Consider the following 20,295-nt stretch of genomic DNA (forward strand, 5'->3'; position numbering starts at 1 on the left):
CACGACTTGTTGACCCCGCGTCTACCACCGTGTGAGCCTGCCAGCATGGCGACGCATGAGCTGTACACCAAGGCCCCGAACGGGTCCAACTGGCAAGTACCGTCGGCCGGTTCGGCTCGCCTCAGCTGGGAATACGACGACGGGCGCGACCGCCTCCTCTCCCTCTACCAAAAGGGCAAGGACAAGCAGTGGGACGGCGCCAAGCGCATCGACTGGGCGCTGGAGGTCGACCCGCACGACCCCCTCGGCACCCCCGACGACGCGCTCGCCCTCTACAACACGCCCTACTGGGCGAAGATGACGGACAAGGACAAGGCGGAGCTGCGCAAGCACTCCGCCTCCTGGCAGTTCAGCCAGTTCCTGCACGGCGAGCAGGGTGCGATGGTGTGCGCCGCGCGGATCGTGGAGTCCGTGCCCGACCTCGACGCCAAGTTCTACTCGGCGACGCAGACCATGGACGAGGCGCGGCACGCGGAGATCTACGGCCGCTTCCTGCACGAGAAGCTCGGCATGCTCTACCCGATCAACGACAACCTCCAGTCCCTGCTCGGCGACACGCTGCGCGACTCCCGCTGGGACATGCCGTACCTGGGCATGCAGGTCCTCATCGAGGGCCTCGCGCTCGCCGCCTTCGGCCTGCTCCGCGACACCACGGACAAGCCGCTGCCCAAGCAGATCCTCGCGTACGTGATGCAGGACGAGGCCCGGCACGTGGCCTTCGGGCGGATGGCGCTGCGCGACTACTACAAGCAGCTCAGCGACGCCGAACTGCGCGAGCGCGAGGAGTTCGTCATCGAGGGCTGCTACCTGATGCGCGACCGGCTGCGCGGCATCGAGGTCCTGGAGAACTTCGGGATCCCCAAGGCCGACGCGGAGAAGTACACGGAGCAGTCCGAATTCCTGGCGATGTTCCGGCAGTTGCTGTTCTCGCGGATCGTCCCGTGCGTCAAGGACATCGGCCTGTGGGGCAAGCGCCTGCAACAGGCCTACGTCGACATGGGCGTCTTCGACATGGGCAACTCCAACCTCGACCAACTCATGTCCCAGGACGAGGAAATCGCCGAACAACTCGACGCACAGCGCTTCGCAGCGGAGGAACAGGAGCGGGTGTCGGAGGTGGAGGAGGCCGTGGAAGCGGGCCGATCCAGCTGACCCATTCAAACCCCGCCGGCGGTCTTTCAAGCCCCGCCGGCGATTGAGGCGCGGGGCCCGGGGCAGAGCCCCGCGACGTGTGCCACTTCGACCTCACCCGCCCGACGACCCCAGAACCGCCTCCATCACCGCGCGAGCGATCGGCGCCGCACTCCCGCCACCACTGATGTCGTCACGATTCGCCGACGCGTCCTCCACGACCACCGCCACCGCGACCCCCGGCGCAGACGCGTCCTTCTCCTTCGCGTAGGAGATGAACCACGCATACGGCGTGCCCTCGTTGTTCTCGCCGTGCTGCGCCGTACCCGTCTTGCCCCCGACCGTGGCACCGGAAATCTTCGCCCCCGTACCCGTCCCCTCGGAGACGACGTCCTCCATCATGGTCTGCAACTGCGTCGCCGTGTACGGAGACATGACCTGCTTGTACGTGTCGGAGCCGGTCTCCGAGACCGTGTCGCCGTCGCTCGACGTGGTCTTGTCGACGAGGTGCGGCTGCATCAGCGCACCACCGTTGGCGACGGCCGACGACACCATCGCCATCTGCAGCGGCGTCGCGGCGGTGTCGTACTGGCCGATCGAGGAGAGCGCCAGCTGCGCGTCGTTCATGTCGGTGTCGAAGTTCGACTTGGCGGCCGCCATCGGGACCTTGATCCCGCTGTCGTTGAAGCCGAAGTTCTCCGACATCTTCGCCATGTCCGAGAGCCCGGTCTTCACCCCGAGGTTGGCGAACACAGTGTTGCAGGAGACCCGCAGCGCGTATTCGAGCGTCGCGTCCGTGCAGGCGTCGGACGAGGACTCGTTCGTCAGCTGCGTCGTCGTGCCCGGCAGGGTGTACGGGGACGGCGTGTCGGTCGACGTGTTGATGCCGTCGACCACGCTGTTCTCCAGGATCGCGGCCGCCGTGACCACCTTGAACGTGGAGCCCGGCGGATAGGTCTGGCGCAGCGCCCGGTTGAGCATCGGCTGCTCCTCGGACTTGTTCAGCTCGGCCCACGCCTCGGTCGAGGAGGAGTCCGTGCCCGCGATCCGCCCGGGGTCGTACGACGGTGTGGAGACCAGCGCCAGGATCTTCCCGGTCGACGGGTCGATCGCCGCGACCGCGCCCTTCTTGCCGCCGAGCCCGGAGTACGCGGCCTGCTGTGCGCGGGCGTTGATGGTGGTCTTCACATTGCCGCCGGGCTCCTGGACGCGCGAGATCTCGTTCCAGAACGGGACGGGGGACAGCATCGGGTCGGTGCCGGAGAGGATGTCGTCCTCGGCGCTCTCCACGAACGTCGTGCCGTACGTCTGCGAGGCGTAGCCGGTGACGGGGGCGTAGAGCGGCCCGTTCTTGTACGTCCGTTCGTAGCGCAGGGACTCCCCGGTGTCCTTGGAGCCGGTGACCGACTTGCCCTGGACGAGGATGTCGCCGCGCGGCTGGTCGTAACGCGCGATCGTGGAGCGGCGGTTGGCCGAGTTGTCGTCGAACGTGTCGGCCTGGAAGAACTGGATACGGGCCGCGTTGATGAGCAGCGCGACCAGCAGGATCAGGCAGAAGACCGAGGCCCGGCGGATGTACTTGGTCACTTGGCGCCCTCCACGGGGTCCTGGGCGTTCCCGGGGGACTCGGGCAGCAGCTGGCTCCGGGCCCGGTCGCTGACCCGGATGATGATCGCGACGATGATCCAGTTGGTGACGAGGGACGAACCGCCCTGCGCGAGGAACGGCATCGCCATGCCGGTGAGCGGGATGAGCCCCATCACGCCGCCCGCGATGACGAAGACCTGGAGCGCGACGATCGAGGCGAGTCCGATGGAGAGCAGCCGGCCGAACGGATCGCGCAGCGCGAGCCCCGCCCGGTAGCCGCGCTCCACGAGCAGCGCGTACAGCAGGAAGATTGCGGTGAGCCCGGCGAGTCCCAGCTCCTCGCCGGCCGTGGCCAGGATGAAGTCCGACTTGGCGGCGAAGCCGATCAGGTACGAGTGGCCGAGGCCGAGCCCGGTGCCGAGCATGCCGCCCGCCGCGAACGCGAACAGCGACTGTGCGAGCTGGCTGGCGCCCTGACCGGCGTCGATGGAGGCGAAGGGGTGCAGCCAGTCCTCGACACGACTGTGTACATGCGGTTCGAAGGAGGCCACGAGGAACGCGCCGGCGGCGGCGAGCACGAGCCCGATGGCGATCCAGCTGCCGCGCCCAGTCGCCACGTAGAGCATGATCACGAACAGGCCGAAGAACAGCAGCGAGGTGCCGAGGTCGGTCTCCAGGACCAGGACGCCCACCGTCATCAGCCAGATCACCAGGATCGGCGCGAACACCCGCATCGTCGGCAGCTGGAACCGCCAGATCCGTTTGCCGGTGTACGCCAGGGCGTGCCGGTTGGCCGCGAGATAGCTGGCGAAGAAGATCGCGAGCAGGATCTTGGCGAACTCGCCCGGCTGGATGGAGAAGCTGCCGATCCGGATCCAGATCCGGGCGCCGTTCACGGCGGGGAAGAAGATCGGCAGGATCATCAGGACCAGGGCCGTGACCACGCAGATGTACGCGTATCTCTGCAGCGCCCGGTGGTCGCGCAGGAACAGCACGGTGAGGATGAACAGGGCCACACCGAGCGTCGACCAGATCAGCTGGGTGGGCGCCGCCTGGTCGCCCGGGGTCTCCTGGTCGAGCCGCCAGATCAGCACGAGCCCGAGGCCGTTGAGCAGTACGGCGATCGGCAGCACCAGCGGATCGGCGTACGGCGCGCGGAAGCGGACCACGAGGTGTGCGACGAGCGCGAGCGCGCCGAGCCCGGCGCCGTAGCCGAGCGCCCCGCCCGGAACCCTGTCGTCCTTGGCGAGCCCGACGTCGATGTATCCGTAGACGCTGAGCAGCACGGCGACGACGAGCAGGGCCAGTTCGGTGCCCCGGCGCCGGGGGACGCGGACAGCGGGCACCGAGGGGGCGGTGCTGGTTCCCGATGTACCCGATGATCCGGTCATACCGGGAACGTAGCAAGCAAGTACCCGATATCAGGTCATGTCAGCACCAGCGCGGCACGGCGCCGATGTTCGCGATGTACTTCGCCGAACCCCACGCCCATGTGCCGTCGGTGAGGAGGTACCAGTACGAGTTCCCGCCGACGCTGTCGCCCGAGGTCTTGCAGAAGATCGGGACGATCGCGTGGTACGGCTCGGAGCGGACGACCTTGGCGCCACGGGCCGGGGCGTCGCGCAGCAGCAGCCCGGACTTCGCGATGACGCGGCCCTTGTAGACCGGCGGCTTGTCGCCACCGGGTGTGCTGCTCTGGGCGACGGCGGGGAGGGCGCTGGCGGCGACGAGGGCCGCGGCGGCGGCGACGCCTGTGCCGAGGCGGATGGTGAGGGACATACGGGACTCCTGGGGTGGGGGAGCGGAGCGAGAAGGAGTGGGGGAGCGAGAAGGAGTGGAGGGAGCGAGAAGGGGCGAGAGGGGCGCCTTGAATGCCCGGTTTCACACTAAAAGCGGCACGCAGGGCGCGCAAAAGGTCACTCTCCGCTACGGAGTCCCGGACTCGGTCCCCTCGTACGGCAGCGTCAGTGTCGCCACCGCGCCGCCGTCCGGCGCGTTCCCGAACTCCAGGCGTGCGCCCAGGACTTCGGCCTGCCCGAGCGCGATGGTCAGGCCGAGTCCGTGCCCGCGGGCGCCGCCCTCGGTGCGGAAGCGCTGCGGTCCGTGCTCCACGAGATAGCCGGGATAGCCCGCGCCGTGGTCGCGCACCGTGATCACCGGCCCTTCGACGGTCAGGGTGACCGGCGCGGCGCCGTGCAGGTGCGCGTTCGCCACGAGATTGCCGAGGACCCGCTCCAGTCGCCGACGGTCCGTCAGCACGCAGACGTCCCGCACGAGGTGGACCTCGGTCGCGGTGCCGGACGCCCGCACCACCCGCTCGGCCACCGGGCCGAGCCGGTTCTCGTCCAGGTCGAGGCGCTCGCTGCGGGCATCGAGCCGCGAGATCTCGAGGAGGTCCTCGGTGAGCGTGCGCAGCGCGGCGACCCGGTCCCGCACCAGCTCCGTGGGCCGCCCCGGCGGCAGCAGCTCGGCGGCGGCGTGCAGCCCGGTCAGCGGCGTGCGCAGTTCGTGCGCGACGTCGGCGGTGAACCGCTGCTCGGTCAGGATCCGGGCTTGCAGCGAAGCGGCCATGCTGTCGAGCGCGCCCGCGACATCCGCCACCTCGTCGTGGCGCCGCCCCGGATCCTTCGTCCGGCGGTCGTCGACGCGCGCGTCCATGTCGCCCGCGCTGATCCTGCGCGCCACCCGCGCCGTCGCGTGCAGGCGCCGCGTCACGCGGGTCACCGCGAACGCGCCGACCAGCAGCGTCGCCCCGATCGCGAGCGCGGACGAGGTGAGGATCGCTCCGTCGAGCCCGTCGATGGTCCGCCGGCCCTGTGTGAAGTCGACCCGCACCGCGAGGGCCCGCCCGCCGCCCCGGCCGGTGGCAGCCGGGCCGGCCGCCCACATCGTCGGCCGCTCCGGGTGCGCCGCGATCATCGTGCCGCGCTCCCCGCGCGCGGCGAGGGCGCGCAACTCGGCCGGCAGGCCCGGCGGATCGAGGCCCGCGCCCGGCGCGAGCCTGCCCCCGGCCTCGTACCGCTTGGTGGTGGACTTCAGGAGGGTGAGCGCGCGATCGCGGGCCTGACCGGTCGTCTGATCGGTGACCGAGACGTGCACGAGGACGCCGAGCAGAGCGGCGAGCGCACAGCACATCACCGTGATGAAGACCATCGCCTTCCACGTCAGGGACGCGGTCCAGGCGGGCAGCCGCAGCGTGCGCGGGCTCATGAGCGGCTCGGTGACGGTACGTCAGGAGTGTGCGAAGAGCCGGTGCGCAGGATTTCGTCGCGGGTCGGCAGCATCGCCTTCTGGTGACCGTCGTACGACCAGGACGTGCGGTACTCGTACCCGGACAGGTCGGCGGCGGCGCGCACCACGATGTTCCGGCCCGCCAGATGCACGTTGATGACGGCGTCCCTGTCGTCCATGATCTGGGTCAGCTTCCCGCCGCTGTACGTGTACGCCTGAAGGTACGCCTCGCGGTGCGGGGCGCGGACGGCGACCAGCAGATCGTCCCGGCCGTCGCCGGTCAGATCCCGGTAGTAGCCGCGCAGGACGGGACAGCCTTTTGACGCCGGGCAGCCGGCGACGTCCGCCGCGATGTCCTTGTAGTCGTCGCGCGAGGCGGCGACGCGGGCCCGCACGATCGTCACCGGATCGACCTCGCGCAGCTTCCCGCCGGGCACCTCGACCCCCTTGACCACGAAGGTGTCCCCGGCGCCGTAGTCGTCGGTGGCGCGGGTCGCGGGCGGCAGCGTGGGCCACAGGCGCTCCGGGCCGACGGCGGTCGGCGTCGGGCCCGCGCTCTCCAGGCCGCCCTGGTCCCCGCAGCCGGCGCACGCGCAGAGGAGCGCGGCGGCGGGCACGGCGAGAACCGAACGGCGCAGGCGCGCGGGCGCTGTCTTCACTGCACTCCTGCCTGCCGGGTTGAACGGGTCGCGATGGTCATCATGCCGGGCCTGCGGGCTTCTTGCCCTGCGGCATGGCTTGCTGCTCCCATGGTCGTGGGGTGATGGGGCATGAGCGGACTGCGCGTCATACCGACCTGGCGGAACGGTCAGGAGTGGCTCTACGTGTGCGGGGACGACGGCACGAACGTCGCCTGGTACGACCGGGACGCGGCCCGGGTCAACTTGCTCAGCGAGACGCGCCGGGCGGACGTCCTCGACGTGCTCCGCCCGTTCATCGCCGGCCAGGTCGCCATCGGCCCGCCCCCGGTGCCGACCCCCGCCGAACTGGCGGGGCTCACCCTCCACCCGGACGACGACCTCGCGCCGAACCGGCCGGGCGAGGACCTCGTCATCTCCCTGGACCGCGACCCGGGCCCGCAGCGCCGGCTGCGCACCGACCCGCGGCGCAAGGCGCTCGCCGCGCTGGCGCGGGTGGGCGAGGTCCTCGACGGGTTCGAGGCGGCGGGCTGGCGGGTGCTGCACTCGGTGCCGCTGCCCGGCGGGTCCCACATCCACCATCTGCTGATCGGCCCCGGCGGCCTGTTCGCGCTGCACGTGCTGCCCGCGCGCAGGCTACGGGTGCGGGTCGGCGACCCCTGGGTGACGGCGGGCCGCGGGGAGCCGCAGCCCCTGCTGCGCCGGGCCCGCGCCGACGCCTCCCGCGCCTCCTTCGCCCTCACCGCGGAGGTCCGCGCGGCCCTGGTCCTGGTGGACCCGTCGTCCGTGGAGGTGACACCCCCACCCCGCGACGCCCACGTCTTCACCGACACGACCCTCCCACCCCTCGCCCACACCGCCGGCCTCCTCAAACCGGCAGACGTGGAGGCGCTCCACATGATGGCGCGGGCCAGGGGCACGTGGACCCGAGTGTGACCCGCTCAAGCCCCGGCGCTTTCTTCTAAGCCCCTGCGGCGATTGAGCAGATCAAGCTCCGCCGGCGTTTGAGGCGCGGGGCCCGGGGCGGAGCCCCAAATCAAGCCCCGCCGACGATTGAGGCGCGGGGTCCGGGGCAGCGCCCCGCGACCGCAACGACATCCGCCCCCTCACGGCAACACCCCCGCCCGTCCAACGTCGAACAACCCCCCGAGCAAATCCCCATACCGCTCCAGCCGCGCCCCAACATCCCCCGCGACAAAAACCAGATCCCCCGCAGAACCGCACCCCTCAACCTCCCCCCACGTCACCGGCACCGACACGGCCGGCAAGGCCCTCGCCCGCACCGTATAGGGCGCCGCCGTCGTCTTCGCCGCGGAATTCTGACTGTGGTCGACGAACACCTTCCCGCCCCGCAAGCTCCGCGTCATCCGATGCACCACGAGCCCCGGCAGCGCCGCCTCCGCCTCCTGAGCGAGCCCCTTCGCATACGCGCTGACCCGCTCGGACGCCGTGGGCACCAGCGACACGAGCAGATGCAGCCCCTTCGACCCAGAGGTCTTCGCGTACGCATCGAGCCCGTCCCGCGCCAACCGCTCCCGCAGCCACCCGGCCACCTCGCAGCACTGCACGACGTCGGCCGGGGCGCCCGGGTCGAGGTCGAGAACGAGCCGGTCGGCGAGCCCCGGCGCGTCCACCCGCCACTGCGGCGTATGGAACTCGGTGACCAGGTTCGCCGCCCACATCAACGTCGGCAGGTCCTGGACGAGGACCTGCCGCGCGACCCCGTCCGAGCGCCGCACCTCGGCCGTCTTCACCCAGGAGGGTGACCCCGGTGGCACGTTCTTGGCGAAGAACCGCTGGCCCTCGGGCCCGTCGGGAAAGCGCAGGAAGGAGACCGGCCGGCCCCGCAGATGCGGGAGCAGGGCCTCCGCGGCCGTCGCGTAGTAGTGCAGCAGCTCGCCCTTGGTGAACCCGGAATCCGGATACAGCACCTTCTCCAGATTGCTGAGCGTGAGCCGCCGCCCCTCCACTTCTGTGATGGGCGCCATACGGTAATACTCTGGCAATCCAGCCCGTTATGTCTGCTATGTCGTTCATCGGCGACGCGAACCGGGAGGCCCACCGTGCGCTCCATATGGAACGGCGCCATCTCCTTCGGCCTGGTCAGCATCCCGATCAAGCTGGTCAACGCCACCGAGAACCACTCGATCTCCTTCCGCCAGATCCACCTGGAGGACGGCGGCCGCATCCGCTATCACAAGGTGTGCGAGCTGGAGGACAAGGAAGTCGCGAACGACGAGATCGGCAAGGGGTACGAGGACGCCGACGGCTCGATCATCCCGATCACCGAGGACGATCTCGCCCAGCTCCCGATCCCCACGGCCAGGACCATCGAGATCGTCTCCTTCGTGCCGGCCGAGCGGATCGACCCGCTCCAGATGGGCACGGCGTACTACCTCCAGGCCAACGGCGTACCGGCCGCCAAGCCGTACACGCTCCTGCGCGAGGCGCTCAAGCGCAGCAACAAGGTGGCCATCGCCAAGTTCGCGCTGCGCGGCAGGGAGCGGCTCGGGATGCTGCGGGTCGTCGACGACGTGATCGCGATGCACGGACTGCTCTGGCCGGACGAGATCCGGGCCCCGGAGGACGCCGCCCCCGACTCGCACGTCACGGTCCGCGACGCCGAACTCGATCTGGCGGACGCCCTGATGGACACGCTCGGCGAGGTCGACATGGACTCCCTGCACGACGACTACCGGGACGCCGTGGAGGAGATGATCGAGTCGAAGGCCTCCGGCACCGAACCGGCCGAGACCCCCAAGAAGCCGGGCGGCGGAGGCGGCAAGGTCATCGACCTCATGTCGGCACTGGAGAGCAGCGTCCGGGCAGCCAAGAAGGCACGGAACGAGGACGAGGACGTCGCCGAGGTGACGGAACTGTCGTCCCGCTCCCGCAAGAAGAAGTCCCCCGCCAAGAAGGCCCCCGCGAAGAAGACGACGGCCGCGAAGAAGACCACCGCGGCCAAGAAGTCGACCTCGGCAAAGAAGAAACCGACGCCCAAGAAGAAGACGTCGGCCTGACCTATTGAGCCCCTGCGGCGCTTGAGCAGATCAAGCCCCGCCGGCGATTGAGGCGCGGGGTCCGGGGCAGAGCCCCGCAACCCCGACCACGTCGCCAGGGCACCAAGCGGGCTACCGCCCCCTGGCAACCTTCGCGGCGTCCCGCTTGAACGCCCACTCCATCTTCGGCTCCATCACGAACCGGAACATCCGCTGCACCGGTGGCGTGCACAGCACCGTGATCAGGCTTCCCGCGAGCAGCGTCACCACGACCTGCCCCCACGGCGTGTGCATCCAGGCGTTGTCGTACCAGTCCCAGAAGCGGGACCCCTTGGCGACGAAGCCGTGCAGCAGGTAGCCGTACAGCGTGCCCGCGCCGAGCGCCGTGAACCACATCTTGCGGCCCGGCACCCACGCGAAGAAGCACGCCGTGAGGATCACCGAACAGCCGAACATGGCCAGGGTCATGACGATTCCGGTCCAGCCGGGCGCGCCCAACTCCTGGGCGCTGTCCCGGTGGTACGTCCAGGCCGCGGTCATCCGCGGCGCCGCCCAGTACGCGAACAGCAGCGCGGCCCCGAAGACCGGCACCGCGATGATCCGCGCCTCCTTGCGGCGCACCAGCTGGAAGTGCTCCGGCTTCAGGCACAGGCCGAGGACGAAGAAGGGCAGGAACTGCAGCAGGCGCTGCATGTCCAGGTCGTCGCCGATGCTGGGGGAGACGGAGGCGAGCGCCGCGATGGCGAGCGCCACCGGCAGCGGCCAGCGGATCGTCTTCCAGATCGGCGTGGACAGCCGCCACACGAACAACGAGACCAGGAACCAGGTCAGGTACCAGGGGTCGAGGAGGCTGAAGTCGTATCCGGGATCGTCACCGGCGTACCGCTTGAAGAGCGTGTAGACGACCTCGAACACCACATAGGGCACCGCCACACCCGTGATCAGCCGCTTCAGCCGAGCAGGGCTCGCGTCGAACGACCGCGAGAAGTAGCCGGAGATCACGATGAACGCCGGCATGTGGAACGTGTACACGATGATGTAGAGGGCTGAGGCCGCCCGGCTCCCGTCGCGCAGCGGCTCCCAGGAGTGGCCCATCGCGACCAGGACGATCGCCAGGTACTTGGCGTTGTCGTAGAACGCGTCCCGGGCCTTGCCGGTCTTCGGTGTCGCTGTGGTGGCCGGTGTGGCCGCCTGTCTCCTGGAAGGAGTGCTCGCGGACGGTGCGACGGTGTCCTGCTGATCGGGCAGCGGGGCCCGATGAGCCGCGAGCTGTACCGGTTCGCTCACGATCCCTCCCGTTGGGAACCCCGGCTACCGGATACGCATCTTCCTGGATTCGTGAGGTTCAAGTGGCTGCGAGACATCGACCGAACCGTAGTCATGCGGTGGGGCACGAGTAAACCTGGATCGTGCACGCGTGGCGGCTCTCACAGTCCTGATCAGGAATGACAAACACTCAAACGGGTTTCGTGCCCGTCGCCGTAGCGAGAAGTCGACAACGGCCGAAAGTGCGCGTCACCCGAGCCCGGCCTCCGCGACCCGCCGCAACAGCCCGTGCAGCGTCTCGCACTCGTCCGCGTCCAGCGGCGCGAGCAGCTCGCTCGTCACGCGCAGCCCCGCCTCGTTGCTGCCGCGCAGGAAGTCCCGCCCGTCGTCCGTGAGCACCACGATCCGGCTGCGCCGGTCGCCGGGGGACGGTCGCCGCTCGACGAACGAGGCCTTCTCCAGATCGTCGACGAGACCCACGATCGCGCTCGGGTCGTAGCCGAGCTGCGCACTCAACTCCCTTTGCGGCGCGCCCTCGCCCGTGGCCAGGAAGCGCAGCACCGCGTAGTGGCGCAGGCGAAGGCCCGACTCCTGGAGCGAGGCGTTGAACAGCTGCCCCGAACGCAGGCCGAGCCGGTACAGCAGATAGCCCGTGTCGGCGTGCAGCCCGCGCATCCATGGCTCGTGCGCGTCGATCGGGGCGGGGGTCATGGGGTCTCCCTGGGGTGGTCCTGTCGGGTGTCGCGACAGTCTCTCGCAACGTACGGGTCGGCGACAACTATTGACGTCACCAATTATTGCTCTTAGCTTCCTTCTTGCCCCACGTATCGCCGGCAGGAAGGGATCCCCACGTGTCCATCGACCTCACCCGAAAGGTGGCCGTCGTCACCGGCGGCGGCCGCGGCCTCGGCCTCTCCTACGCCCACGCCCTCGCCGCCCACGGCGCCTCGGTCGTCGTCAACGACGTCGACGAGGCCGTCGCCGAAGCGGCCGTGAAGTCCATCCGGGAGGCGGGCGGCACGGCCGTCGCCGAGGTCGTCCCGGTCGGTACCGCCGAGGCCGCGGACCGTCTGGTGGCGCGGGCGGTGAGTGAGTTCGGACGCCTCGACGTCCTGGTCACCAACGCCGGCATCCTGCGTGACAAGGTCCTGTGGAAGATGACCGACGACGACTTCGACGCGGTGCTCACCACCCACCTGAAGGGCACCTTCACCTGCGCCCGCGCCGCCGCCGTCCGGATGCGCGAACAGGGCGAAGGGGGCTCGCTCGTCCTCGTCGGCTCGCCCGCCGGGCAACGGGGCAATTTCGGCCAGACGAACTACGCCGCCGCGAAGGCCGGCATCGTCGCCATGGCCCGTACGTGGTCGATGGAGCTGTCCCGGGCGAACATCACGGTCAACGCGATCGTGCCGGTCGCCGCGACGGCCATGACGGAGACGATCCCGGCCTTCGCCCCGTACATCGAGGCGATGCGCGACGGCGAACCGCTCCCGTCCTTCCTGCGCAAGGGCGAGGGCTTCGGCACACCGGAGGACTGCGCGGCCCTCGTCCCCTTCCTCGCCTCCGAAGCGGCCCGCTCCGTCACCGGCCAGGCGATCGGCATCGGCGGCGACCGGCTCACGCTCTGGTCGCACCCGCAGGAGATCAAGTCGGCCTACGCGGACGGGGGCTGGACCCCGGACGCGATAGCCGAGGCGTGGCCCACGTCGGTCGGCGCCGAGCCGGAGACGGTCGGCATCCCGGCCCCGAAGCTCCCGGAGACCGCGGAGGGGGTCACCCGATGAACATCGATGACCTCGCCGCCATCGACGTACACACCCACGCGGAGGTCTCTTCGCGCGGCCACGGCTCCCTCTCCGACGACCTCCACGAGGCGTCGTCCGCGTACTTCAAGACCGAGGGAAACCGGAAGCCGACCCTGGAGGAGACCGCCGCGTACTACCGCGAGCGGAACATGGCCGCCGTGATCTTCACGGTCGACGCCGAGTCGGCGACGGGCACGGAGCCGGTTCCGAACGAGGAGGTCGCGGAGGCGGCCGCCGCCCACCCGGACACGCTCATCCCCTTCGCCTCGATCGACCCGTTCCGGGGCAGGGCAGGCGTGAAGCAGGCCCGCCGCCTGGTGGAGGAGTACGGGGTCAAGGGCTTCAAGTTCCACCCCTCCATCCAGGCCTTCTTCCCGAACGACCGCTCCGTGGCCTACGAGCTCTACGAGCTGATCGAGGAGACGGGCACGATCGCCCTCTTCCACACCGGCCAGACGGGCATCGGCGCGGGCGTGCCGGGCGGCGGCGGGATCCGCCTGAAGTACTCGAACCCGCTGTACGTGGACGACGTCGCGGCCGACTTCCCGCACCTGAAGATCATCCTGGCGCACCCGTCCTTCCCCTGGCAGGACGAGGCCCTGGCGGTGGCGACGCACAAGCCGGGCGTGCACATCGACCTCTCGGGCTGGTCCCCGAAGTACTTCCCGCCCCAGCTGATCCAGTACGCGAACACGCTCCTCAAGGACAAGGTCCTCTTCGGCTCGGACTACCCGGTCCTGACCCCGGACCGCTGGCTCGCGGACTTCGCGAAGCTGGACATCAAGGAAGCGGTCCGCCCCAAGATCCTCAAGGAGAACGCGGCCCGTCTGCTGGGACTCACCAAGCCCTGAACCGGACTCACCAAGCCCTGAAGGGGATCGGTATGCGCAACGAGGGACTGGGGTCATGGCCCGCACGCCGGGCCCGCAAGACCCCGCACCGCACCGCCCTGATCCACAACGGCACGGCGTACACGTACGCGGACCTGCACGACCGCACCACGCGCCTGGCGCACACCCTGCGCGCACAGGGCGTCCGCCGCGGCGACCGTGTCGCGTACCTCGGCCCGAACCACCCCTCGTACCTGGAGACGCTGTTCGCGGCAGGCACCCTGGGGGCGGTCTTCGTCCCGCTCAACACGCGCCTGTCGACGACTGAACTCGCTTACCAGGTAGGGGACTCGGGGGCGAAGGTCCTCCTGTACGCGGGGGACAGGGCGCCCGCGGAGGCCCTGTCGGTCCCCCTGACGATCGAGGCCACCGGAAGCGGATACGAGGCACTGCTCGCCGCCGCCCCGTCGGACGCGATCGACGAGGCGGTCGGCGGCGACGACCTCTGCCTCATCATGTACACCTCGGGCACGACGGGCCGCCCCAAGGGCGCCATGCTCACCCACGCCAACCTGACCTGGAACGCGGTCAACGTCCTGGTCGACCACGACCTGATCGCGGACGAGGTCGCCCTCGTCTCGGCGCCGCTGTTCCACACGGCGGGCCTGAACATGCTGACGCTGCCAGTGCTGCTGAAGGGCGGCACGTGCGTCCTGGTGGGTTCCTTCGATCCGGCGGCGACATTCGACCTGGTGCGGCGGCACGGCGTGACGTTCATGTTCGGCGTCCCGACGATGTTCGACCTGCTGACCCGCCAGCCGGCCTGGCCGACGGCGGACCTCTCCACCCTCCGCATCCTGACCTGCGGCGGCGCCCCGGTCCCGCCCCCGCTGATCGCGGCCTACCAGGAACGCGGCCTCACCTTCCTCCAGGGCTACGGCATGACGGAGGCGGCCCCCGGCACCCTCTTCCTCGACGCCGAACACGCGGTGACGAAGGCGGGCTCGGCGGGCGTGCCGCACTTCTTCAGCGACGTACAGGTGGTGGGCCCGGACCTGACCCCGGTGGGCGCGGACGAAACGGGCGAGGTGGTGGTCCGCGGACCGCATGTGATGCCGGGCTACTGGGGCCTGCCGGCGGAGACCGAAGCCGCCTTCTCCGACGGCTGGTTCCGCACCGGGGACGCGGCACGCGTGGACGCGGACGGCTACGTCACCATCGTCGACCGCTTCAAGGACATGATCATCTCCGGCGGCGAGAACATCTATCCTGCGGAGATCGAGGCCGCGCTCCTGGCCCACCCCGACGTGGCGGAGTGCGCGGTGATCGGCGTCCCGGACGAGAAGTGGGGCGAGGTCCCCCGCGCCATCGTCGTCCCGCGCCAGGGCGCCGCCCCGCCCCCCGAGTCCCTCCTGGCCTCCCTCTCCGGCCAGTTGGCGAAGTACAAGATCCCCAAATCCCTGATCCTGGCCCGCGAACTCCCGCGCACGGCCTCGGGAAAGCTCATCAAGTCCCGCCTGCGGGACACCTACGCACAGAACGGCTGACGAGAATGACCCTCACGGTGAACGGCCTGGCCGAACTCACGAAGCTCGCCGGAACCGACCTCGGCACCAGCGACTGGCTGGAGATCACCCAGGACCGCATCAACACGTTCGCGGACGCGACGGGTGATCACCAGTGGATCCACGTGGACCCCGAACGCGCCGCCGCCGGCCCCTTCGGCGCCCCGATCGCCCACGGCTATCTGACCCTCTCGCTCTTCATCCCCCTCTTCACCGACCTCCTGGACGTCCAGGGCGTCACCACGAAGGTCAACTACGGCCTCAACAAGGTCCGCTTCCCCTCCCCGGTCAAGGTGGGCTCCCGCATCCGCCTGGCGGCGCGGGTGGCTTCGGTGGAGGAAGTGCCGGGCGGCGGAGTGCAGATCACCATCGACGGCGCCATGGAAATAGAGGGCGGCGCCAAGCCGGCCGCGGTCCTCCAGAGCATCTCGCGCTTCTACGCCTGAGCGCACAAAACCTGAGCGCACAAAAAAGACCCCGCACTCAGCAATGCGCTGATGGCGGGGTCTTTAGGCACCTCGTACAAGGTGCCCCCGGCAGGATTCGAACCTGCGCACCCGGCTCCGGAGGCCGATGCTCTATCCCCTGAGCTACGGGGGCGTGCGCCGCACTGTGTGTGGCGACGGGTAGAACCCTACCAGCTCCTTTGTGGTCCTCAGGAACGGGTTATCGCGCGGGGGACGGCGGGGCTCGGGTCGCCTGTACGGGGCGGAAGTGGGGAAAACCCGGACGCGGTGGCCGGTGTCGACCTACTCTCGAGTTGTGCCAGGCGCGTCCGGCCGAGTCCTTGTCGTGGACGACAACAAGGTGATTCGGCAGCTGATCAGGGTCAATCTCGAGCTGGAGGGCTTCGAGGTCGTGACCGCGGCCGATGGTGCCGAATGTCTGGAAGTGATCGAGCAGGTGCGGCCCGACGTCGTCACGCTGGACGTCGTGATGCCCCGGCTCGACGGGCTGCGCACCGCCGCCCGGCTGCGGGCGGACGCCCGTACGCGGGCACTGCCCATCGTCGTCGTCAGCGCCTGCACCCAGTACGAGGTGGAGAGCGGGCTCGACGTCGGCGTCGACGCGTTCCTCGCGAAGCCCTTCGAGCCCAGCGAACTGGTGCGTGTCGTAGGGCAGTTGAGCGAGCATGGGCGCCAGGGTGCCGGTCCCGCCGGTGCCTCCCGGGCGGGCGCCGCGCGTGCCGTGAGCGCCGCCGATGACGCCGAGCAGGCCACCCGCACCGCCGACGCCTGAGCGACCCGGAGGCTCCCGCCGCCGCGGCTCCCCGTCCGCATCCCGAGACCTTCCGGGAAACCGGGTCGCCGACCCACCCCCCTCCTCCCATACGCTTGTCCCGTGACCCCCGCCGAGCTCTCCCGCACCGTCCTGCGCGCCGTCCGTCGCGCGGTCGACGACGGTGAGCTCGACGCTGCCGTGTGCGCGGCGGAGCAGCGGGTCGTCGTCGAGCGGCCGCGGCCCGGCGGGCAGGGCGACTACGCCACCAACGTCGCGCTGCAGCTCGCCCGCCCCGCGGGCCGGCCCCCGCGCCAGGTCGCCGAGATCCTGTCCCGGCGGCTGGAGGGAAGCCCTGGTATCGGAGGCGTCGTCGTCACCGGTCCCGGTTTTCTGAACGTCACGCTGCTCGACCCCGCGACCGCCTCCGGCGCGCTCGTCACGGAGATCCTGCGCGCCGGTTACCGTTACGGGTTCACGGAAGGCCCCACCGGCCAGGTCGTTCAGCTGCATGCCCCCCGCGAGGTGCGCGCCCTCGTCGTCATGGACTCCGTCGCCCGCCTCCTGCGCTCCCAGGGCGCCCTCGTACGGACCAGCTGCGCCGGCCAACCCCCGCCCGAGTGGGTCGACGTCCTCGGCGTCCAGGTCGACGCGAGCGGGGGCACCCCCCTCGATGCCGACGTCAACGTCCGGCCCGTGCCCGCCCCCGCCGACCCCGTACCGCTCGGCCGTGACGCCGCCCGCTGGGCCCTGCTCCACTCCGCGGGCCACGACCGGCCCCGGATCGCTGACGAAGGCGACGCGCACCTCGCCCAGCGCGAGACCAACCCGCTCTTCCGCGTCCGGTACGCCCACGCCCGCACCCGCGCCCTGACCCGCGGCGCCGCGGACCTCGGCTTCACCGCCGCCCCCGGTGACGTACCTGGACAGGAAGACCTCCTCGCCGCGCTCGCCGACCACCCGCGCATCCTCCGCGCCGCTGCCGAGCGGCACGCGCCCGACCGGCTCGCCCGGCACCTCGTCGGCCTCGCCGACACCTTCATGGCCTCGCTGCACCCGGCCGTACTGCCCCAAGGCGAGGAGAAACCCTCGGCCGCCCACCGTGCCCGGCTCGCGCTCGCCGAAGCTGTCGGGACGGTGCTCGCAGGCGGCCTGACCCTGCTCGGCATCGACGCCCCCGAAAATCTGTGACACAGACAGAAGTAGACGAAGAGAGCGCACCGCAGCCATGAGCCGTTCCGCACACCCCGCCGGTCCCCGTCACGCCGACGTGCTCCCCGAAGGGCACTGGAGTGCCCCACCCGCCGACCTCAACGTCCTCGACCCGAAGGTGTGGGCGCAGACCGTCGCCCGTACCGCCGACGGCGCCGTCTCCGTCGGCGGCGTCGAAGTCGCCCGCCTCGCCGAGGAGTTCGGCACCCCGGCGTACTTTCTCGACGAGACCGACTTCCGCGCCCGCTGCGCCGCCTGGCGCGACGCCTTCGGTCCCGACGCCGATGTCTTCTACGCCGGCAAGGCCTTCCTGTCGCGTGCCGTCGTGCGGTGGCTGGACGAGGAGGGGCTGAACCTGGACGTGTGCTCCGGGGGTGAGCTGGCCACCGCGCTCTCCGCAGGCATGCCCGCCGAGCGCATCGCCTTCCACGGCAACAACAAGACAGAGGAAGAGATCAGCCGCGCGGTCCAGGTGGGCGTCGGGCGCATCGTGCTCGACTCCTTCCAGGAGATCGCGCGCGTCGCCCACATCGCCGACGGCCTCGGCAAGCGGCAGCGCGTGCAGATCCGCGTCACGGTGGGCGTCGAGGCCCACACCCACGAGTTCATCGCCACCGCGCACGAGGACCAGAAGTTCGGCATCGCCCTCGCCGACGGGCAGGCGGCGGAGGCCGTGCGGCGCGCCCTCAAGCTGGACGGCATCGAGCTCATCGGCATCCACTCGCACATCGGGTCGCAGATCTTCGACATGGCCGGCTTCGAGGTCGCCGCGCGCCGGGTCGTCGGACTGCTCGCCGACATCCGCGACGAGCACGGGGTCGAGCTCCCCGAGATCGACCTCGGCGGCGGCCTCGGCATCGCGTACACCAGCGAGGACGACCCCCGCGAGCCGCACGAGATCGCCAAGGCGCTGAACGAGATCGTGACGCGCGAGTGCGAGGCCGCGAAGCTCCGCACCCCCCGTATCTCCGTCGAGCCGGGGCGCGCCATCGTCGGCCCGACCGCCTTCACGCTCTACACCGTCGGCACCGTCAAGCCGCTTGAAGGACTGCGGACCTACGTCTCCGTCGACGGCGGCATGTCCGACAACATTCGCACCGCGCTCTACGACGCCGAGTACACCGTCGCCCTCGTCTCCCGCCGCTCCGACGCCGCGCCGATGCTCGTCCGCGTCGTCGGCAAGCACTGTGAGAGTGGCGACATCGTCGTGAAGGACGCGTTCCTGCCCGCGGATGTCGCGGCCGGTGATCTGATCGCGGTGCCGGCCACCGGCGCGTACTGCCGCTCCATGGCCAGCAACTACAACCACGCGCTTCGCCCGCCCGTCGTCGCCGTGCGCGACGGCGAGGCCCGGGTGATCGTCCGGCGCGAGACGGAGGAAGATCTCCTGCGTCTCGACGTCGGATAAATGAAATCTACGTCTCACGATCCGGACCTGGGGCTGAAACCCCGGTCCGGTGGGCGAGACTGGACCCACCGTAGAAGTACCTGAGCAAGTACGTAGAAGGAAACGAGGTCGCATGATGCGTACGCGTCCGCTGAAGGTGGCGCTGCTGGGCTGTGGGGTTGTCGGCTCAGAGGTGGCGCGCATCATGACGACGCACGCCGATGACCTCGCCGCCCGGATCGGTGCCCCCGTCGAACTCGCGGGTGTGGCCGTGCGGCGGCCCTCCCGGGTGCGCGAGGGAATCGATCCCGCGCTGGTCACCACCGACGCCACGGCGCTCGTGAAACGCGGTGACATCGACGTGGTCGTCGAGGTCATCGGCGGCATCGAGCCCGCCCGCACGCTGATCACGACCGCCTTCGAGCACGGTGCCTCCGTCGTCTCCGCCAACAAGGCGCTCGTCGCCCAGGACGGCGAGGCCCTGCACGCCGCGGCCGTGGACCACGGTGAGGACCTCTACTACGAGGCCGCCGTGGCAGGCGCGATTCCGCTGGTCAGGCCGCTCAGGGAGTCCCTCGCGGGCGACAAGGTCAACCGCGTCCTCGGCATCGTGAACGGCACGACGAACTTCATCCTCGACGCGATGGACACGACCGGCGCCGGCTACCAGGAAGCGCTCGACGAGGCCACCGCCCTCGGGTACGCCGAAGCCGACCCGACCGCCGACGTCGAGGGCTTCGACGCCGCCGCCAAGGCCGCCATCCTCGCCGGGATCGCCTTCCACACCCGCGTCCGCCTCGACGACGTGTACCGCGAGGGCATGACCGAGGTGACCGCCGCCGACTTCGCTTCCGCGAAGGAGATGGGCTGCACCATCAAGCTGCTCGCCATCTGTGAGCGGGCCGCCGACGGGCAGTCCGTCACCGCCCGCGTGCACCCGGCGATGATCCCGCTGTCCCACCCGCTGGCCTCCGTGCGCGGCGCGTACAACGCCGTCTTCGTCGAGGCGGAGGCGGCCGGGCAGCTCATGTTCTACGGGCCCGGCGCGGGCGGTTCGCCGACCGCGTCCGCCGTACTCGGCGACCTCGTCGCCGTCTGCCGCAACCGCCTGGGCGGCGCGACGGGACCCGGCCAGTCCGCGTACACACAGCTGCCCGTCTCACCGATGGGCGATGTCGTGACGCGGTACCACATCAGCCTCGACGTGGCCGACAAGCCCGGCGTTCTCGCGCAGGTGGCGACGGTCTTCGCCGAGCACGGTGTCTCCATCGACACCGTGCGCCAGTCGGGGAAGGACGGCGAGGCCTCCCTCGTCGTCGTCACCCACCGCGCGGCCGACGCGGCCCTCACAGGGACCGTGGACGCGCTGCGTCAGCTCGACACCGTGCGCGGTGTCGCCAGCATCATGCGTGTTGAAGGGGAGTAG

Annotated in this window: 19 protein-coding genes and 1 tRNA gene; 11 read left to right on the forward strand and 9 right to left on the reverse strand. The window is 70.3% G+C overall.

All coding sequences use genetic code 11. The features are described from left to right. Positions 1–45: 45 nt before the first annotated feature. Positions 46–1,152: a ferritin-like domain-containing protein gene (locus ACIRHA_RS27150; protein WP_403850911.1), complete on the forward strand. Its 1,107-nt coding sequence runs from the start codon at positions 46–48 to the stop codon at positions 1,150–1,152. 93 nt (positions 1,153–1,245) lie between these two features. Here the strand turns inward: ACIRHA_RS27150 and ACIRHA_RS27155 are convergent, their stop codons facing one another. From ACIRHA_RS27155 to ACIRHA_RS27175, 5 genes are all read right to left on the reverse strand, one after another. Then, positions 1,246–2,718, reverse strand: coding sequence for a peptidoglycan D,D-transpeptidase FtsI family protein (locus tag ACIRHA_RS27155; RefSeq protein WP_403850914.1), 1,473 nt, complete (start codon positions 2,716–2,718; stop codon positions 1,246–1,248). Next, the gene (locus ACIRHA_RS27160; protein WP_403850916.1) at positions 2,715–4,109 is read right to left on the reverse strand and encodes an FtsW/RodA/SpoVE family cell cycle protein; all 1,395 of its coding nucleotides are present in this window, start codon (positions 4,107–4,109) and stop codon (positions 2,715–2,717) included. Before ACIRHA_RS27160 ends, ACIRHA_RS27155 begins: the two co-directional genes overlap by 4 nt. 40 nt (positions 4,110–4,149) lie before the next feature. Further along, a complete protein-coding gene (locus ACIRHA_RS27165) occupies positions 4,150–4,497 on the reverse strand; it encodes an SH3 domain-containing protein (protein ID WP_403850918.1) in 348 nt (115 codons plus the stop codon). Positions 4,498–4,644: 147 nt separating this feature from the next. Further along, positions 4,645–5,928 (reverse strand): ATP-binding protein, encoded by a 1,284-nt coding sequence (locus ACIRHA_RS27170; RefSeq protein ID WP_403850921.1) that lies wholly within the window; start codon positions 5,926–5,928, stop codon positions 4,645–4,647. Continuing rightward, a complete protein-coding gene (locus ACIRHA_RS27175) occupies positions 5,925–6,608 on the reverse strand; it encodes a hypothetical protein (RefSeq protein WP_403850923.1) in 684 nt (227 codons plus the stop codon). The genes ACIRHA_RS27170 and ACIRHA_RS27175 overlap by 4 nt, the downstream gene beginning before the upstream one ends. A gap of 111 nt (positions 6,609–6,719) precedes the next feature. Here ACIRHA_RS27175 and ACIRHA_RS27180 point away from each other — a divergent pair, with 111 nt between their 5' ends. Continuing rightward, positions 6,720–7,523, forward strand: coding sequence for a nuclease-related domain-containing protein (locus ACIRHA_RS27180; RefSeq protein WP_403850926.1), 804 nt, complete (start codon positions 6,720–6,722; stop codon positions 7,521–7,523). Positions 7,524–7,693: 170 nt separating this feature from the next. On the opposite strand, the gene ligD is transcribed toward ACIRHA_RS27180, so the two are convergent. Next, positions 7,694–8,575: a non-homologous end-joining DNA ligase gene (gene ligD / locus ACIRHA_RS27185; RefSeq protein ID WP_403850928.1), complete on the reverse strand. Its 882-nt coding sequence runs from the start codon at positions 8,573–8,575 to the stop codon at positions 7,694–7,696. 75 nt (positions 8,576–8,650) lie between these two features. On the opposite strand from ligD, the gene ACIRHA_RS27190 reads away from it, so the two are divergent. Next, entirely contained in the window at positions 8,651–9,607 is a 957-nt protein-coding gene (locus ACIRHA_RS27190) for a Ku protein (protein ID WP_403850930.1), read from the forward strand. 111 nt (positions 9,608–9,718) lie between these two features. Here ACIRHA_RS27190 and ACIRHA_RS27195 read toward each other — a convergent pair whose 3' ends face one another. Beyond that, complete coding sequence (locus ACIRHA_RS27195) at positions 9,719–10,873, reverse strand: acyltransferase family protein (RefSeq protein ID WP_403850933.1); 1,155 nt, start codon at positions 10,871–10,873, stop codon at positions 9,719–9,721. A gap of 228 nt (positions 10,874–11,101) precedes the next feature. Continuing rightward, positions 11,102–11,563 (reverse strand): MarR family winged helix-turn-helix transcriptional regulator, encoded by a 462-nt coding sequence (locus ACIRHA_RS27200; protein ID WP_403850936.1) that lies wholly within the window; start codon positions 11,561–11,563, stop codon positions 11,102–11,104. A 140-nt stretch (positions 11,564–11,703) separates the two neighbouring features. Here ACIRHA_RS27200 and ACIRHA_RS27205 point away from each other — a divergent pair, with 140 nt between their 5' ends. The 4 genes from ACIRHA_RS27205 to ACIRHA_RS27220 are packed head-to-tail and all read left to right on the forward strand — an operon-like array spanning position 11,704 to position 15,498. After that, complete coding sequence (locus ACIRHA_RS27205) at positions 11,704–12,636, forward strand: SDR family NAD(P)-dependent oxidoreductase (protein ID WP_403850939.1); 933 nt, start codon at positions 11,704–11,706, stop codon at positions 12,634–12,636. Continuing rightward, a complete protein-coding gene (locus tag ACIRHA_RS27210; RefSeq protein WP_403850941.1) occupies positions 12,633–13,508 on the forward strand; it encodes an amidohydrolase family protein in 876 nt (291 codons plus the stop codon). Before ACIRHA_RS27205 ends, ACIRHA_RS27210 begins: the two co-directional genes overlap by 4 nt. A 32-nt stretch (positions 13,509–13,540) precedes the next feature. Continuing rightward, complete coding sequence (locus ACIRHA_RS27215) at positions 13,541–15,034, forward strand: long-chain fatty acid--CoA ligase (protein ID WP_403850943.1); 1,494 nt, start codon at positions 13,541–13,543, stop codon at positions 15,032–15,034. Positions 15,035–15,039: 5 nt separating this feature from the next. Continuing rightward, a complete protein-coding gene (locus tag ACIRHA_RS27220; protein WP_403850946.1) occupies positions 15,040–15,498 on the forward strand; it encodes a MaoC family dehydratase in 459 nt (152 codons plus the stop codon). Between the two features lie 82 nt (positions 15,499–15,580). On the opposite strand, the gene ACIRHA_RS27225 is transcribed toward ACIRHA_RS27220, so the two are convergent. After that, positions 15,581–15,652: transfer RNA gene (locus tag ACIRHA_RS27225), tRNA-Arg, on the reverse strand. 114 nt (positions 15,653–15,766) lie between these two features. On the opposite strand from ACIRHA_RS27225, the gene ACIRHA_RS27230 reads away from it, so the two are divergent. The 4 genes from ACIRHA_RS27230 to ACIRHA_RS27245 all read left to right on the forward strand — a co-directional run bounded on the left by ACIRHA_RS27230 (position 15,767) and on the right by ACIRHA_RS27245 (position 20,295). Beyond that, complete coding sequence (locus ACIRHA_RS27230; RefSeq protein ID WP_403850948.1) at positions 15,767–16,291, forward strand: response regulator; 525 nt, start codon at positions 15,767–15,769, stop codon at positions 16,289–16,291. A 102-nt stretch (positions 16,292–16,393) separates the two neighbouring features. Then, on the forward strand, positions 16,394–17,461 hold the full coding sequence (gene nrtL, locus ACIRHA_RS27235; protein WP_403850951.1) for an ArgS-related anticodon-binding protein NrtL: 1,068 nt from the start codon (positions 16,394–16,396) through the stop codon (positions 17,459–17,461). A 37-nt stretch (positions 17,462–17,498) separates the two neighbouring features. Then, positions 17,499–18,890 carry a diaminopimelate decarboxylase gene (lysA, locus tag ACIRHA_RS27240; RefSeq protein WP_403850954.1) on the forward strand — a complete coding sequence of 464 codons (1,392 nt, stop codon included), beginning with the start codon at positions 17,499–17,501 and terminating at the stop codon, positions 18,888–18,890. 112 nt (positions 18,891–19,002) lie between these two features. Next, on the forward strand, positions 19,003–20,295 hold the full coding sequence (locus ACIRHA_RS27245; RefSeq protein ID WP_403850956.1) for a homoserine dehydrogenase: 1,293 nt from the start codon (positions 19,003–19,005) through the stop codon (positions 20,293–20,295).

Origin of the sequence: Streptomyces sp. NPDC102360 (assembly GCF_044766085.1) — a bacterium.
Lineage (GTDB): Bacteria > Actinomycetota > Actinomycetes > Streptomycetales > Streptomycetaceae > Streptomyces.

Excerpts from the sequence above, each read along its gene's own strand:
- ACIRHA_RS27150 (WP_403850911.1), top strand. The coding sequence starts at position 46 with ATGGCGACGCATGAGCTGTACACCAAGGCCCCGAACGGGTCCAACTGG.
- ACIRHA_RS27160 (WP_403850916.1), bottom strand. The coding sequence starts at position 4,109 with ATGACCGGATCATCGGGTACATCGGGAACCAGCACCGCCCCCTCGGTG.
- ACIRHA_RS27165 (WP_403850918.1), bottom strand. The coding sequence starts at position 4,497 with ATGTCCCTCACCATCCGCCTCGGCACAGGCGTCGCCGCCGCCGCGGCC.
- ACIRHA_RS27170 (WP_403850921.1), bottom strand. The coding sequence starts at position 5,928 with ATGAGCCCGCGCACGCTGCGGCTGCCCGCCTGGACCGCGTCCCTGACG.
- ACIRHA_RS27180 (WP_403850926.1), top strand. The coding sequence starts at position 6,720 with ATGAGCGGACTGCGCGTCATACCGACCTGGCGGAACGGTCAGGAGTGG.
- ligD (WP_403850928.1), bottom strand. The coding sequence starts at position 8,575 with ATGGCGCCCATCACAGAAGTGGAGGGGCGGCGGCTCACGCTCAGCAAT.
- ACIRHA_RS27200 (WP_403850936.1), bottom strand. The coding sequence starts at position 11,563 with ATGACCCCCGCCCCGATCGACGCGCACGAGCCATGGATGCGCGGGCTG.
- ACIRHA_RS27210 (WP_403850941.1), top strand. The coding sequence starts at position 12,633 with ATGAACATCGATGACCTCGCCGCCATCGACGTACACACCCACGCGGAG.
- ACIRHA_RS27215 (WP_403850943.1), top strand. The coding sequence starts at position 13,541 with ATGCGCAACGAGGGACTGGGGTCATGGCCCGCACGCCGGGCCCGCAAG.
- ACIRHA_RS27220 (WP_403850946.1), top strand. The coding sequence starts at position 15,040 with ATGACCCTCACGGTGAACGGCCTGGCCGAACTCACGAAGCTCGCCGGA.
- lysA (WP_403850954.1), top strand. The coding sequence starts at position 17,499 with ATGAGCCGTTCCGCACACCCCGCCGGTCCCCGTCACGCCGACGTGCTC.
- ACIRHA_RS27245 (WP_403850956.1), top strand. The coding sequence starts at position 19,003 with ATGATGCGTACGCGTCCGCTGAAGGTGGCGCTGCTGGGCTGTGGGGTT.